Raw genomic sequence first — 14,363 nt, 5'->3', positions numbered from 1 at the left:
GTTTTGTGAATTAAATGCATAAAATTATTTAATTATTTTATCAATTTTTAAAGTCCAAGCTTCTTTACAAGGTAAATTGTTTCTTAGTTTTTCAGGAATGATTACTTTAAAACCTTCATCTAATTTTTCCCACTTTAACTTGATTTTAGAACCTAATAGGGTAATTTTTGTTCCTTTTTTAGGATTGATTGATTTTACAATGATTTCAGACGGAATGGTGTTTTCACCTTCTTTAGCCATGTAAAACAAGAACACATTTTCTTTTTTGTTTTGTGTCATACAAATATTGTCTTCTTTAAAAGGAGCAATGGGTTTTGTGTTGTAAATAGCACTTCCATTTACATCTAACCAAGCTCCATAATCAGCCAATAAATCATAAGCACCTTGTTGCCAAGTTCCATCAGGTCCTGGAGCTACATTTAATAACAAGTTACCTCCTTTAGCAACTACATCAATTAGCATATGAATTCCTTCTCTACCTGATAAGTATTTAGCATCTGGAGTATAAGACCATCCACCACCTGAGGTAATACAAGATTCCCAAGGGTAAGGCAATGTTTTTTCAGGAACTCTGTTTTCTGGAGTTAAGTAGTTTTGATTTTTACCGTGTACAGCTCTATCAACCACAATTAATCCTGGTTGTTTTTTACGAGCTTTTACTACCAGTTCATCCATTTTAATGTCTTGATTCACCACTCTGTGTTTGATGAATCCATTTTCAGATTCATTTTCTTTAAACTTAGCAACATATCCTTGTTTAATTTCTTCTTTAGGTGTTTTAGCAACCCAACCACCATCTAACCATAAAATATCAACACTACCATAATCTGTTAATAATTCTAAAATTTGATTGTGTGTAAAGTCTACATATTTCTGCCATTTTTCAGGATAAGTAGCAGGATTGTAGTTTACGTTTCTATCAAAAGGAGGGAAGTAAGGATCCCAGTAGTTTTTGTTATGCCAGTCAGGTTTAGAAAAATAAGCTCCAATCCACATATTTTCTTTTCTAAAAGCATCAAAAACTTCTTTGGTAATATTTGCTTTAGGGTTTTTACTAAATGGTACTTCTGGACTTGTTATTTTATAATCAGAATATTTAGTATCAAACATGTTAAAACCATCATGGTGTTTGGTTGTAAAAACCATGTATTTCATTCCAGCATCTTTGGCTGCTTTAGCCCATTTTGTAGGATCAAATTTTGTTGGGTTAAAGGTTTTTCTTAAATCTTCATAATCTTTTACATATTGATTGTAGTTGCTAGGATCACTTCCTTTAGTACGTTCACACCATCCATAATCTTCTGGACAAATAGACCAAGATTCTACAATTCCCCATTGACTGTACGTTCCCCAGTGCATTAATAGACCAAATTTTTGATCTTGCCATTCGTCTAATTTTTCTAAAACTAATGGATCTGTTTCGGGCACATACCTTTCATCTTCATAAATGGCCTGTGAAAATAATTGAGCCGAAAGAAGCATGGATAACATCGCTATTCTTTTCTTCATGTTTTCTGTTTTTAATTTAATATATAACTAACTATTTCTTTTCTGATTAATTCACTAATATTTCATCAACAAACAACCAAGTGTTTCCTCCTTCTGGAGTTTCTTTAAGGTTATTTGTAATTACTTTTACATATTTTGCTTTTGTTGATTTAAAATTGATATTAAAGTCTAATAATTCAACATTAGGATTTGCATTAAATTCACGAATTGTTTTTCCAACTTCTTTGTAGTTTTCACCATCCTTAGAAATCATCACTTTTACAGCGGTAGGATAGTAAATTCCAGATCCTTGACTTTCTAAAGTTCCTACAATTACTTGTTGAATGTTTTTTTCTTCACCTAAATCAATAATAGCCTCCATATCATCAACCAACCAAGCTTGCCATTGCCCATCGTGAAAGTTTTTACTACCTCTAATAATATTTACCAAACTTTGTGGTCCATTACCTGTATAATTACTATTGAATGGTTTTTTAAAAGTAATATTACTTCCTACTGCTTTGTGGAATTTTATAGTATCTACAAATACTTTACCAACCGGTTGATTGTTTTTAAATAAAGATGCTTTTAATACTGTTGTGTCATCAACTTGAATAGAATCTGTGTATCTGATAGCATTTTTACCGAGATCTTGATTTCCTAATACATAACGAATGTCTGGATTAGGGAATTCGTTTTGTAAAGTTAAATACACTTTTTTTGTATTGATATCTACGCTACTTTTTGCGGTTATTAAATAAGCACTTTTTGAGTAGTTGATGTTTAAATAATCAAAACGTTTAAATAAATAAGGAATTCTTGTAGAAAAATCAGACCAATCTCTAGCTTCTTTAGGACTCCATAAAGTTTCTGCCAATGCAGATAATCTTGGAAACAACATGTATTCTGATAATTCATCAGAGGTAATAAATTCAGACCATAAATTGGCCTGTCCTCCTAAGACATGTTTCGCTTCTTTTGGAGTCATTCCTTCTACCACAGGATCAAATTCATATACTTTGTTTAGTGGAGTATAAGCATTAAAAGCTTTTGGCTCTTCGTTTTGTGGTCCTTGATAAAAGTTTAAATAACAGTGAGATTCTGGAGTCATAATTACATCATGTCCTTGTTCAGCAGCTTCTTTACCACCTTTGGTTCCTCTCCAGCTCATAACAGTTGCTTCTGGAGCCAATCCACCTTCTAAAATTTCATCCCATCCAATTAGATTTTTTCCTTTAGAGTTGATGAATTTTTCCATTCTTTTTACCATGTAACTCTGTAGTTCTTCAACATTAGCTAAGCCTTCAGATTGAATTCTTTTTTTACAATGTGGACAAGTTTTCCAGTTGGTTTTAGTGGCTTCATCACCACCTATATGAATGTATTTTGATGGGAAAATATCCATCACTTCCGTTAATACATTTTCTAAAAACTCAAAAGTAGTTTCTTTACCTGGGCAATAAATATCGGTTATTGGCCAAACTCCACCAGAAGGAACAGCAATAGGTTCTGCTTTACAGGAAAGTTCTGGATAAGCTGCAATGGCAGAACTTACGTGTGCTGGCATTTCTATTTCAGGAATTACTTCTATATTTTTTGTAGCAGCGTAAGCCACAATTTCCTTTAATTCTTCCTGAGTTAAAAAACCACCATAAGTTCCTTTTTCATTAGGATCATTAATTTCTCTTGAGTTCCAAGCTTTCTCTTCTTGATCAACTCTCCAAGCACCCACTTCAGTAAGTTTTGGATATTTTTTTATTTCAATTCTCCACCCTTGATCATCTACTAAATGTAAATGCAACACATTCATTTTGTGCATAGACAAACGATCTATAGTTGCTAAGATATAGTCTTTTCCAAAAAAGTGACGAGACAAATCTAACATCAAACCTCTGTGTGGAAAACGAGGTTCATCTTTAATTTTTAATGTTGGAATAACCCATTCTGTTGTACTTTTTAATTTTGAAGACTCTATTTCTTCAGGCAATAATTGACGTAAAGTTTCTATTCCATATAAAAAACCAGCACTTCCACTTGCAATAATTTCAATATAGTCTTCGGTAACATTCAATTCGTATGCTTCCTTTTTTAAATTATTATTTGTTTTAAAAGTTATGTAGTTTTCTGTAGGAGTGTTAGGGTTTGTAATAAGATTTAAACCTGCTGCTTTTTTAAATTTATCTATTAAGATGTTAGCAATTTCTTTTTGTTCTGTAGTGGTAACATGAAATTGTGTGTTCTTGGAAAATTTAAAGTTTCCTTTTTCTAATTTTAATGATACAGGTTTTGGAGTGATATGAATGTCACTTTCTGTAAAAATTTTAGGCTTTGTACAAGCACTAAAAGTAACCAATAATATTATGGCTAATATTTGTTTATACTGATTCATATTATTTTTTTGTAGGTGTTATTTTAAACTGATATTGATAATTTTTTGCTTTGAGCAAGTATTTTTCCATAGGCCAAGCGCTCCAACTATCAATACCACCAAGTCCCATTTGTTTACTGTCAATTTTAAGATTAGTTAATTCTCGTTCTCTTATGTCAGAGGCATGTCTTTGGTCTTTTTGTAATCCATCATCTAAATCACTTGTTAAATAGTGTAAAGCTGTCATGCTAAACAAATCATCAGAAGTAATTTTTAAGTTGATGTTTTGGTTGTATAATGAAAGCCATCTAACATCGGTTTTATTTCCTGTTTCTTGCGGACGGATATATGGATAATACTGCTCAGAAACCGTTTGGTTGTAAATACCTACCTGTGTATTATATTTTCTATCCACGTAATTTTCTACAGGTCCTCTTCCGTAGTAAGAAACATGATCAAAACTTTTAGGTAATATCATTTCCATCCCAAATCTTGGTAACATTGGAGTTTTAACTTCTTTATCAATCTTTAAGGATTGATGAATGATGATTTCTCCATTGTTGTCAATTTCATATTTTAGGCTTAAATCTGCAGAAACTTGTGGTAAAGCATATTCAGCTATTACCATAACAGTATTGTTTTTTGTTCTGTAGTACTTAAACTTTTTTAACGTAGGATTTTCAGTAGCTTGTTTCCAAGGCAATAAATTTTTCTGAAAACTAGCTCCCATGTCATTGTCTGTTGGAGCTCTCCAGAAATTAGGACGAATAGCAGTTCCTTCTTTTAAAATGCTTTGTTGATGGTATTTGTATTCTTCAATAAAACCAGTTTCTTTATTAAAAGTAATGCTGATGTCTTTTCCCTTAAAAGTAATTTTCTCGTTTGTTTGATGAATGTTTAACTTCGATGTAGATTTTAACGTAAGGACATTTTTCCAAATTCCATTTAAATGAAGTTGTTCTTTGGCAATTTCATATCCTTTTGATAGAAAAGGCTCTTTGTTTTTTAAATGGTAACTAACATTTACAAAAGCTTCTTGATATGTTTTTCCTTTTAAAGAAATAGGCAAGGAGTAAGTTTTGTATTGTTGAGGTTCAATACTCAACACATTTATATCTCCAAAAACATCTGGTTTTCCATCTAAAATTAATTGCCAATGAAGGCTTGCGTTACTAAGGTCTTTAAAGAAAAATTCATTAAAAACCTTTATGGTGTTTGTTTCTTTATCAGCCCAAGAGGTTAAAATGTTTTGTAACACGTTTTTGGCTTCAAAAGCATGTGGATTTGGTTGTCTTTCTGGGTTAAAAACACCATTGTTTAGAAAGTTATTGGCACTTGGCACATCTTTAGGTCCAAAATCTCCTCCATAAGCAAATGTTTTAGAACCATCTTTGTGAGTTTTATAAATAGACTGATCTATCATGTCCCAAATAAAACCACCTTGGAAATTGTCTACTTGTCTAAATAAATCCCAGTAATCTTTAAAATTCCCCATAGAATTTCCCATCGCATGCGCATATTCACTTAAAATATAAGGTCTTTTTCTATTAGGATTAAAATCAATATATTCTTTCATTCCCTTTGGAGAACTGTATTGAGGATCAATAATATCAGAATTCCAATCGAACTTCATACTTTTACCTTCCCAACCAGCTGTTGAAGCTCTTTCGTATTGAATAGGTCTTGATGGATCTCTATCTTTTAACCATAAATAGGCTCTGTAAAAATTATAACCATTTCCGGCTTCATTTCCCATACTCCAAATAATAATAGAAGGATGATTTTTGTCTCTTTCTACCATTCTCTGAATTCTTTGTAAATGTGCTTTTTCCCAATTAGGTTTGTTTCCTAAAGTTTTGGTAAACTCGTATCCCATTCCATGAGATTCTAAATTAGCTTCATCTACCAAATAGATTCCATATTTATCACACAATTCATAAAAGTATTCATCGTTAGGGTAATGAGACATCCTTACAGCGTTCATATTAAACTCTTTTAAAAGTTTAATGTCTTGCTCCATTTTTTCTCTAGAAATGGTCTGTCCAGTGTTAGGGTCTGTTTCTTGACGATTGACTCCTTTGATGTAAATAGCTTTACCATTTACAAACAATTGTCCGTTTTTAATTTCAACTTTTCTAAAACCAACATTCTGAGTAATGATCTCTACAACTCTATCTCTTTTATCTTTTAAAATAAAATTTACTTGATAAAGATTAGGGGTTTCGGCAGTCCATTTTTTAGGATTACTTACCTTAAATTGAAGACTATTATTTAAAGTTTCGTCATTAATTTTAAAACTTTTAGAAGCGATGAAATCATCATTGTTTTTTAATTGAACTTCTAATTGATATTTGTTTTTCTTTTTAATACCAGAAAAAGTTGTTTTTATCTCTAAAGTTCCATCGGTATAGGTTTTGTCTAAATCGGGTGTGATTTCAAAATCAACCAAGTGTGTATGATTCCTAGCGTATAAATAAGTATCTCTGGTAATTCCACTCATTCTCCAAAAATCTTGACATTCTAAATAAGAACCATCATTCCATTTAATTACCTTTAAAACCAGAGTGTTTTTACCTGGTTTCACAAAAGAAGTAATATTGTATTCTTGAGGTAGTTTACTATCTTCACCATAACCAACATATTTACCATTAACCCAAACGGTAAGGTTAGATTTTGCAGCACCAACATGTAAAAGAATGGTTTGTTTTTTCCAACTTTCATCAATAGTAATTTCTTTTCTATAGATTCCAACAGGATTATAGCTTATTGGAACTATAGGGGGATTTACGGTAATAATATTGTCAAAATCATAAGTGGTATTGGTGTATACAGGGTAACCATATCCATTCACATCCCAATTGGCAGGAATTTTAAAATCATCCCAGGCAGTATCATTGTAATCTAATTTTTCAAAACCTTGTGGAATATCTGAGGGAGCATTTACATATTTAAATTTCCAAATTCCATTCAGGTTTAGATAGTTTTTAGCCTGTTTCCAATCACCTAATTGAGCATCTTTTATGTTGTTGTAAACTTCATAAGAGGCATGCATAGGAAGTCTATTTTCTTCATTAATATTTTGATTTTGCCAATAAGGAATAGAATCTTGAGCCACACTAGAAAGTGAAGCAAGTATGAATAATAAAAATATGTAGGGGGTGGTTTTCATTAATTTGTTATTAGTTATCCCAAGTCATTTTAAATTTAGAGTCTTCCATTCTGTTTCCGTTTTTTTCATCGTAAACAGCATAGTTAAATCCAGACCTTAAGCTATATCCTCCGTATTCACCTTGTTTATTTACAGCAATAAATCCTACTTGTAAATATTCCATATCTCTATGGTTTTTATGTTTGTTGTAAATACGTTCTACAATTTCTTTACACGCTTGGTTTGGACTTTTTCCTTGTCTCATTAATTCAACAACCATAGCACTTCCTGCAGTTCTAATCACCGCTTCACCTAAACCTGTAGCTGCGGCAGCACCTACTTCATTATCTAAAAACAATCCAGCTCCAATAATAGGGGAGTCTCCAACACGACCATGCATTTTCCAAGCGGCTCCACTAGTAGTACAACCACCAGAAATATTTCCATCATTGTCAATGACCAACATACTAATGGTATCGTGATTTTCTATGTTGATGACTGGTTTGTATTTTGATGCTTCTAACCAGTTTTTCCAATTTTTTTCAGATTCTGGAGTTAATAAATTTTCTTTTTTAAACCCTTGTTCCAATGCAAATTGTAAAGCTCCTTCACCAGACAGCATTACGTGTGGGGTGTTTTGTAAAACTCTTTTGGCAACAGAAATAGGATGTTTGATTCCTTCTAAAAAAGATACTGAACCACAATCACTATTATGATCCATGATGCAAGCGTCTAAGGTAACATGCCCTTCTCTGTCTGGATATCCTCCATAACCAACACTTCTCACTTTAGGATCTCCTTCCGGAATCATCATTCCAGCTTCAATAGCATCTAAAGTAGATTTTCCATTTTTTAGTTGTTTCCAAGTTTCTTCATTGGCAGGTAAACCATGATTCCAAGTGGAAATAATTAATGGTTTTTTATTGTTTTTTTTGATGATATTCTCTTTAGAACTTTCAGATTTTAACATAGCATTTGCTCCTAAAGCAGTTCCTAATCCTATGGTTCCTAAGGCGGTTTTTTTGATGAAATCTCTTCTGTTTGACATAGTGTTATGTTTATGATGATGATTTTTTTATTAAGTTTTACTGTAAGCTAGCTTTAGTTTCTTTTATCGTTTTTAAATCTTCTTTGGTTAAAGCATTTCCATCAAAGAACGAAACTCCTTTAGCTCCACTTTTTTTAGCCAGTAAAATACTTTCTTTTAAGTCTTCTTGAGAATTTACTCCAGGAATATAAATTCCGGTGTTTAATTTGGTTTTTCTTCCTTTTAAATCCTCAACACCTTGTTTGGTTGCAAAACCAATCCAATTGATATCTTCGTTGTAAAAGTTATGATAAATCATAGGGTAGACTTCATCAATATTCCATTTATCCCAACGTTGACGAACCATATGGTCTGCCATTTCTGGATAAGGAAATACCGCAGCTGTTAATGTTTTTCCGTGTTTATGAGCAATTTCATAGGCATGGTCTACTACATTTTTAATTTGATTTAAACGAAAGTTTTTCCATTCCATATCAATTTCAGGATGTTCCATTTTTCTAGGATCTTTTCCAAATTCTTTTATAAATGTATTCACGCTAGCATCAGAATAATCAAAGTCATAATCTGGTAATTCTGTGTTTTGTTCTAAGTTGTATTTAGGCAGTAAACCTACAGGTAAATAAACATCAGGATAACGGATATAATCTAAGTGTACACTTTCTACTCCTTCTACTTTTGCTAATTCTTCTAGCAATCCATAAATATGTTTACGAGCTTCTGGGTGACTAGGTGATAACCATTGATAATAATCTACATAAGGTCTGTCATCAAAACAAGATTTACCACTTCTGCTGACCATATACCAATCAGGATGTTGTAAGGCAATAGTATCTCCTGGTCGATTCATGGTCATGATCCAAGCATGAACTTTTAAGCTTTGCTCTTTAGCAAGTGGAACCAATCTTTTTAATAATTCTGGGTCTGTATTGGTATTAATTAAAACTTCATCAATTCCACCATCTTTATATTTTTTGAATTCAGCAGTATAATCTTCATCTGTTTTTTCTGGATTCGCTGTCGTCCACACTCCAAATTCAAAAGTAGGGGCATTTATTTTTGCTTCTGATTTTGTGTTTTCTGTGTTTGGAGCACAGGCAACAAAAAAGAGACTGATTAGAAGTAGTTTAAAATATTTCATGTATGGGTAGGTATTGAATTATTATATTTTAATGAATGCTTTTATAAAGTTGATTTAGTAATTCTTGTTGATTATCTAAACTATATTCCCAAAACATAGCACCTCCTAGTTGATGTTTTTTTATAAAGTTTACCTTGGCTTCTATTTCTTTAGGGGTTTCCCATGAAATAAAAATTCGATCTTGAGCATTCCATAAGTAAGATGCTTTGGCAGACTCATCATAGAATTCTTGGAATTTACCAGATTTCATTTCTTCTAATATTTTCCATCTAGCAACAATACTATTGGCTGTTTTTGCAGTTTGGTACAAACCGTTGTTTTCTGGATTTACTTGTTCCCATCTTCTTCCGTAAAAAGGAACTCCCATAATTAATTTGTTAGCAGGCACACCAGCTTTTAGATGTCTTTCAATGGCTTCAAGACCACTATTTCCTCCATATTTTTCGTGTTTAGAAGGGTATAAGTTTGCATGATGACCTGTTTGGTGGAACCATCCGTTGTAATAATCGTAACACATAACATTGATAAAGTCTAAATATTGATGTGCTTCTTTTAAGTTGGTATTATCTATATATAATTGGTTGGCACCAGTAGCAATAGTTAATAAATAGTGAGTGCTGTTTTTGTCTCCTTCAATTTCTAATTGCTTACGTAATTCTTTTAAAAGTAAGGTGAAATTATCTTTGTCTATAGGTCTAAATATGTTGTCTTCTTCGCGTTGACCAGGAAATTCCCAATCAATATCAATTCCATCAAAACCATATGATTTCATTAGTTTAACAGCACTTTTGGCAAATTTTACTCTTGAATTTTGGTAAGCTGCAACATCTGAAAATTGATCTGACCAGACCCAACCACCAATAGAAAATAATACTTTTAAATCAGGATTTTGTTTTCTTAAGTTTAGCGTATGAACAATTTTTAAACTATCAGTAGGCAATTCAAAAGCCACATTTCCATCAACTATATTGGCAAATGCGTAGTTGATGTGCGTTAATTTTTTAGCATCAATATTGATTGGATCAAAATCTTCATAACCTGCTACATAACCAATTACTTTAAGATCTTGTTTGCTTTCTTTTTGCTTGTTTTTTAAGCTAGAACAAGCAAAAAATAGGCTCGTAATTAATAAAATGTAAATTGATTTCATTTGTGATGTATGATTTAAATGGTTTGCTTCTAAAATTAACCGTTTTTTATTAATTTTTATTTCTCAAAAACTTGACCGTCTTCCTTAATAATGTATGTTTTTTTAGAAAAAGGACTGATAGTGATGATGTTATATCCACTAGTGTGATTTTCTAATTGGAAGCTTAATTTTTGACCTGCCAAAAGTACTTCATCTTTAAGAATATCATCCATGGTTTTAGCCCATGTTTGATGTGTTTTATAGTAGTTTTTTTGTGCTCTGTACAAAGTATATAATTCCCATTTTACTTTATCGTCTTGCGGAATAGCAAAATTATCTTTGGTTCCCACTTCTTTTGATGAAAAATAAACATATCCCCATTTTTCTGGTTCGTGCATATTAATTACGCCCATTGGAGACCATACCCAATTGTATTCTGGAAGAAATTTACCATTGACATCTTTTTTACGAGTATATTTTCCATTGGTAATATCATGCTGCCAATTAACTCTTGAAAAGTTAACTTTCCAAAAATTATCTTTTGGTACATTCTTATGGAAATAAGAAGCTCTGTATGCTTTCCATGGGATGGCTATTTCTAACGTCCAACCTTTGTCTATATCTTTAGGATTGTTAAGAGTTCCGTCTATAGTAACCGCTGATTTTAATCCTGTAAGATTCCAATCATTTAGCACCACATTTTGCTCTCTATACGGCTTGTTGATAAATAAATCCCAAGCCGTATTTAAAGCATTGATTTCTAATTCATAATAATTTTGAGTATCTCCATCTGGATCTATAAAAACTTCAAAATCATTGTTGTAAAAAATAATGGTATCACGTTGTTTTAAAGTTGCCCAAACGTGAGGTTCTTCCATTTTTGCAAGAATGTAGTAGTATTTATCATCCCAAAGCATTTTTACCTTTGTATCATATTTAGGTTTTTTAATTCCTTCAATATCAATAAAAGTATCAGACCATTCGGCTTTTTTCCATGCTTCTTCATTTCCTTGACCATCTATGACCATTTCTTGCGAAGTTTTGTAGGCTATAAATTGCTTAGGAGTGACCTTGTTCTCTGTTTGTGCACAACTATATAATGAAGTGCAAACCATGGCTAGGGACAATAATGTAAATCTACCTTTCATACTTTATAAACTATTTTTCTTTGTAAATTCAACTACCTCACTTAGCTTACCAAATGCCATGGAAACAACGGTATCTGCAGCTCCGTAATAAATGGCTAATTTGTCTTCTTCAGTATCATGTAAAGCTGCACAAGGGAATACTACATTTCCTACATCACCTACTTGCTCATATAATTCGGCAGGAGCCAACAAATAAGGTTGTGTTCTGTATTTTACTTTGTCTGGTTGTTCTGTGTCTAAAATAGCAGCTCCCATAGAATAACGGAATCCGTTACAAGTGTTGATCACACCGTGGTATAACATTAACCAACCTTCATCTGTTAAAATAGGAATTGGACCCGCACCAATTTTGGTACATTGCCAAGCGCTATCTTCAAAAGGAGTAGGTTTCATCACTAATCTATGCTCTCCCCAATATTTCATGTCTGGACTATAACTAATCCAAATATCTCCAAAAGGAGTATGACCGTTATCACTAGGTCTACTTAGCATAGCATATTTTCCGTTGATTTTTTGAGGGAATAATACACCGTTTCTATTGAATGGTAAATAAGCATTTTCGCATTGAAAAAATTCTTTAAAATCAAAAGTGTATCCAATAGCAATAGTTGGACCATTGTATCCGTTACACCAAGTAATCCAATATCTATCTTCAATAAAAACCACACGAGGATCATATTTGTAGTCAGATTCAATCATATCAGTGTTTCCAGCTTGCATTACAATTGGTTCGTGGTTAATGTCCCAATTGATACCATCTTTACTAAAACCAGCAAAAATGTTCATTTGTACTGCTTTGTTATCACATCTAAACACCCCTGCAAATCCATCTCCGAAAGGAACTACAGCACTGTTAAAAATACTGTTTGATGACGGAATTGCATATCTATCAATAATTGGGTTATTTGTATATCTCCACACAACATCATTGCTGTTTTCTGGTTTGTCTTGCCAAGGAATATTCTTCATGGTTTATTTCTATTAATTTATTTTGTTGATTTTTTAGTCTTCTATTTTTCTAACTCCGTCTAACCAAGTGTATTTTAATATAATACTGGTTACTATAAATACAGCAAGAGAAACGAAAGTTTTAGGATAATCTCTAATCAAAAGGAAGATAGGAAGGACAATCATACTAGATTGCCAAATAATTCCAACTGTACAATTAAACATATCTTTTGCAAAATCTTTGTTTTTTTCAAAACTAGTATCTTCACTTTTTAATTGTTTATAAACAGGTTTCCACCAACCCCAAGGTCTTACATTGGTGTAAAAAGATTTTAACACATTAATATCTGTTGGTTTTGTTAAAAAGGTACCTATTAAACATCCTAAAATTGAGAATGAAAATATGATAGGGAATAGGTAAATGGCTTGCAATTCAGTTAAATCATATAATAAAGTTCCTTCAGCAAAACTTCCTTTGTTTTGGTCTAAGATAAACTGTAAAGAAGCAACTATTAATCCTGCTAGCATACCTCCAAAATATCCCCATCCATTAAAACGCCACCAAACCCATTTTAAAAAGTTTGCTGCTACATAACCACCAAATAATGCACTAGTAATCCATAAGGTTAAAGAGTTGATTGAATTGGCAAAGAACCCCATGAAAACTCCTAAACCAACTACGATAAAAGAGGCAATGTGACTTACTTTAATGTAATGTTCGCTAGTAGCTTCTGGTTTAAAGTATTTTTTATAAATATCATTTACTATGTAAGCAGGTCCCGCATTTACAAAAGCTGAAAAGGTGGACATAAAAGCAGCTAATAGACCCGCTAATAACAATCCTTTGATCCCGACAGGAACATGGAAGTTTATGATTGTTGGTAATATTAATTCTAAATCATTTCCACTTAATGATGGATTAGCATTCATTTGAGGTGCCAAGGTAACTAAGGCAATAACAACAATTCCACCAATTAATAAATATCTAGGAATGAATAAAATTAAGTTGGTAAAACCACTCATGTACGCAGCTTCTTTTACGGATTTGGTAGAAAGAATTCTTTGTAAATCGTAACTAGGGGTTGGACCTGCAACACTGGCAAAAAATCCTTTAAATAGAGACATTCCTACCAAGGCTCCAAACATTTTATATCCTTCGGAATCTATTAAATTGTTAAAGGCACTGTATTTGTTACTCCAATGTGTATCTAATTCCCAACCAAAGAAAATATTTTTCCATTCTTCTGAAATAATGCTGTTAATTTGAATATCTGTGTAGTAAATAAGTGTATAACCAGCTACCAATAAACCAGCAACAACCATAATTCCGTATTGTAAAACTTCTGTAGCTACTACAGAAAACATTCCACCTTTAATAGTATAAATGGTAGTTAAAAGAATAATAATTAAGGCATAAGTTTGCTCCGATTTTAAGAAAGTACTATCTCCCATAAGAATGGTTAAGTCCCATGGTAAAATAACCGTCATAAACTTACCAATTCCTTCAAAAAAGTACGCGATGAATCCGATTGCAGAAACAATAGCAAAAATGGCAACAATAATGTGTGATGCTCTTCCCGATCTATCGTTTCCAAAACGAGTTAAAATCCATTCAGAACCTGTCATCACTTTAGATCTTCTTATCCAAATGGCCAAAAACATCATTACAAAAATCTGATTCCAGATAGGCCAAAGCCACATAAACATAAAACTTTTTACTCCATACAAAAACAAGATTCCTACCATCCAAGTTGTACCAGAAATATCAAACATTCCAGAACCATTGCTTAAACCCAAATAGTACCATTTGATAGATTTCCCCCCTAGAAAATAACTATCTAATCCTTTTGAGGCTTTTTTAGAAATCCATATTCCCACCCCAACGGTTAATAGGATGTATGATATGATAATTGTTAAATCAATAATGTGCATGCTTAGTATAGTTTTG

Annotated in this window: 9 protein-coding genes; all 9 read right to left on the bottom strand. The window is 32.3% G+C overall.

Annotation, left to right across the window (positions count from 1 at the left end; translation table 11 throughout):
- Window positions 1-24 precede the first annotated feature (24 nt).
- The 9 genes from BUB70_RS05730 to BUB70_RS05690 are packed head-to-tail and all read right to left on the bottom strand — an operon-like array spanning window position 25 to window position 14,347.
- A complete protein-coding gene (locus tag BUB70_RS05730; protein WP_073119244.1) occupies window positions 25-1,509 on the bottom strand; it encodes an alpha-L-fucosidase in 1,485 nt (494 codons plus the stop codon).
- A gap of 46 nt (window positions 1,510-1,555) precedes the next feature.
- On the bottom strand, window positions 1,556-3,877 hold the full coding sequence (locus BUB70_RS05725) for a glycoside hydrolase family 20 protein (protein ID WP_073119242.1): 2,322 nt from the start codon (window positions 3,875-3,877) through the stop codon (window positions 1,556-1,558).
- Window position 3,878: 1 nt separating this feature from the next.
- On the bottom strand, window positions 3,879-7,025 hold the full coding sequence (locus BUB70_RS05720) for a beta-galactosidase, LacZ type (RefSeq protein ID WP_073119239.1): 3,147 nt from the start codon (window positions 7,023-7,025) through the stop codon (window positions 3,879-3,881).
- 10 nt (window positions 7,026-7,035) lie between these two features.
- Entirely contained in the window at window positions 7,036-8,052 is a 1,017-nt protein-coding gene (locus tag BUB70_RS05715) for an isoaspartyl peptidase/L-asparaginase family protein (RefSeq protein WP_084730195.1), read from the bottom strand.
- A 37-nt stretch (window positions 8,053-8,089) separates the two neighbouring features.
- On the bottom strand, window positions 8,090-9,190 hold the full coding sequence (locus tag BUB70_RS05710; RefSeq protein WP_073119237.1) for a family 10 glycosylhydrolase: 1,101 nt from the start codon (window positions 9,188-9,190) through the stop codon (window positions 8,090-8,092).
- A gap of 28 nt (window positions 9,191-9,218) precedes the next feature.
- Window positions 9,219-10,340, bottom strand: coding sequence for a glycoside hydrolase family 18 protein (locus BUB70_RS05705; RefSeq protein ID WP_073119234.1), 1,122 nt, complete (start codon window positions 10,338-10,340; stop codon window positions 9,219-9,221).
- A gap of 56 nt (window positions 10,341-10,396) precedes the next feature.
- The gene (locus BUB70_RS05700) at window positions 10,397-11,467 is read right to left on the bottom strand and encodes a carbohydrate-binding family 9-like protein (protein WP_073119231.1); all 1,071 of its coding nucleotides are present in this window, start codon (window positions 11,465-11,467) and stop codon (window positions 10,397-10,399) included.
- A 3-nt stretch (window positions 11,468-11,470) separates the two neighbouring features.
- Entirely contained in the window at window positions 11,471-12,436 is a 966-nt protein-coding gene (locus BUB70_RS05695) for a glycoside hydrolase family 130 protein (protein ID WP_073119229.1), read from the bottom strand.
- 33 nt (window positions 12,437-12,469) lie between these two features.
- A complete protein-coding gene (locus BUB70_RS05690; RefSeq protein ID WP_073119227.1) occupies window positions 12,470-14,347 on the bottom strand; it encodes a sodium:solute symporter family protein in 1,878 nt (625 codons plus the stop codon).
- Between the last annotated feature and the right edge of the window lie 16 nt (window positions 14,348-14,363).

The organism is Wenyingzhuangia marina (assembly GCF_900130035.1).
GTDB classification, from domain to species: domain Bacteria; phylum Bacteroidota; class Bacteroidia; order Flavobacteriales; family Flavobacteriaceae; genus Wenyingzhuangia; species Wenyingzhuangia marina.
Note: the sequence above shows the minus strand (reverse complement) of the source record. Positions and strands in the feature narration are given on the sequence as shown.

What these genes read in the sequence shown, in the direction of transcription:
- BUB70_RS05730 (WP_073119244.1), bottom strand. Translation starts at nt 1,509, where the DNA reads ATGAAGAAAAGAATAGCGATGTTATCCATGCTTCTTTCGGCTCAATTA.
- BUB70_RS05725 (WP_073119242.1), bottom strand. Translation starts at nt 3,877, where the DNA reads ATGAATCAGTATAAACAAATATTAGCCATAATATTATTGGTTACTTTT.
- BUB70_RS05720 (WP_073119239.1), bottom strand. Translation starts at nt 7,025, where the DNA reads ATGAAAACCACCCCCTACATATTTTTATTATTCATACTTGCTTCACTT.
- BUB70_RS05715 (WP_084730195.1), bottom strand. Translation starts at nt 8,052, where the DNA reads ATGTCAAACAGAAGAGATTTCATCAAAAAAACCGCCTTAGGAACCATA.
- BUB70_RS05710 (WP_073119237.1), bottom strand. Translation starts at nt 9,190, where the DNA reads ATGAAATATTTTAAACTACTTCTAATCAGTCTCTTTTTTGTTGCCTGT.
- BUB70_RS05705 (WP_073119234.1), bottom strand. Translation starts at nt 10,340, where the DNA reads ATGAAATCAATTTACATTTTATTAATTACGAGCCTATTTTTTGCTTGT.
- BUB70_RS05700 (WP_073119231.1), bottom strand. Translation starts at nt 11,467, where the DNA reads ATGAAAGGTAGATTTACATTATTGTCCCTAGCCATGGTTTGCACTTCA.
- BUB70_RS05695 (WP_073119229.1), bottom strand. Translation starts at nt 12,436, where the DNA reads ATGAAGAATATTCCTTGGCAAGACAAACCAGAAAACAGCAATGATGTT.
- BUB70_RS05690 (WP_073119227.1), bottom strand. Translation starts at nt 14,347, where the DNA reads ATGCACATTATTGATTTAACAATTATCATATCATACATCCTATTAACC.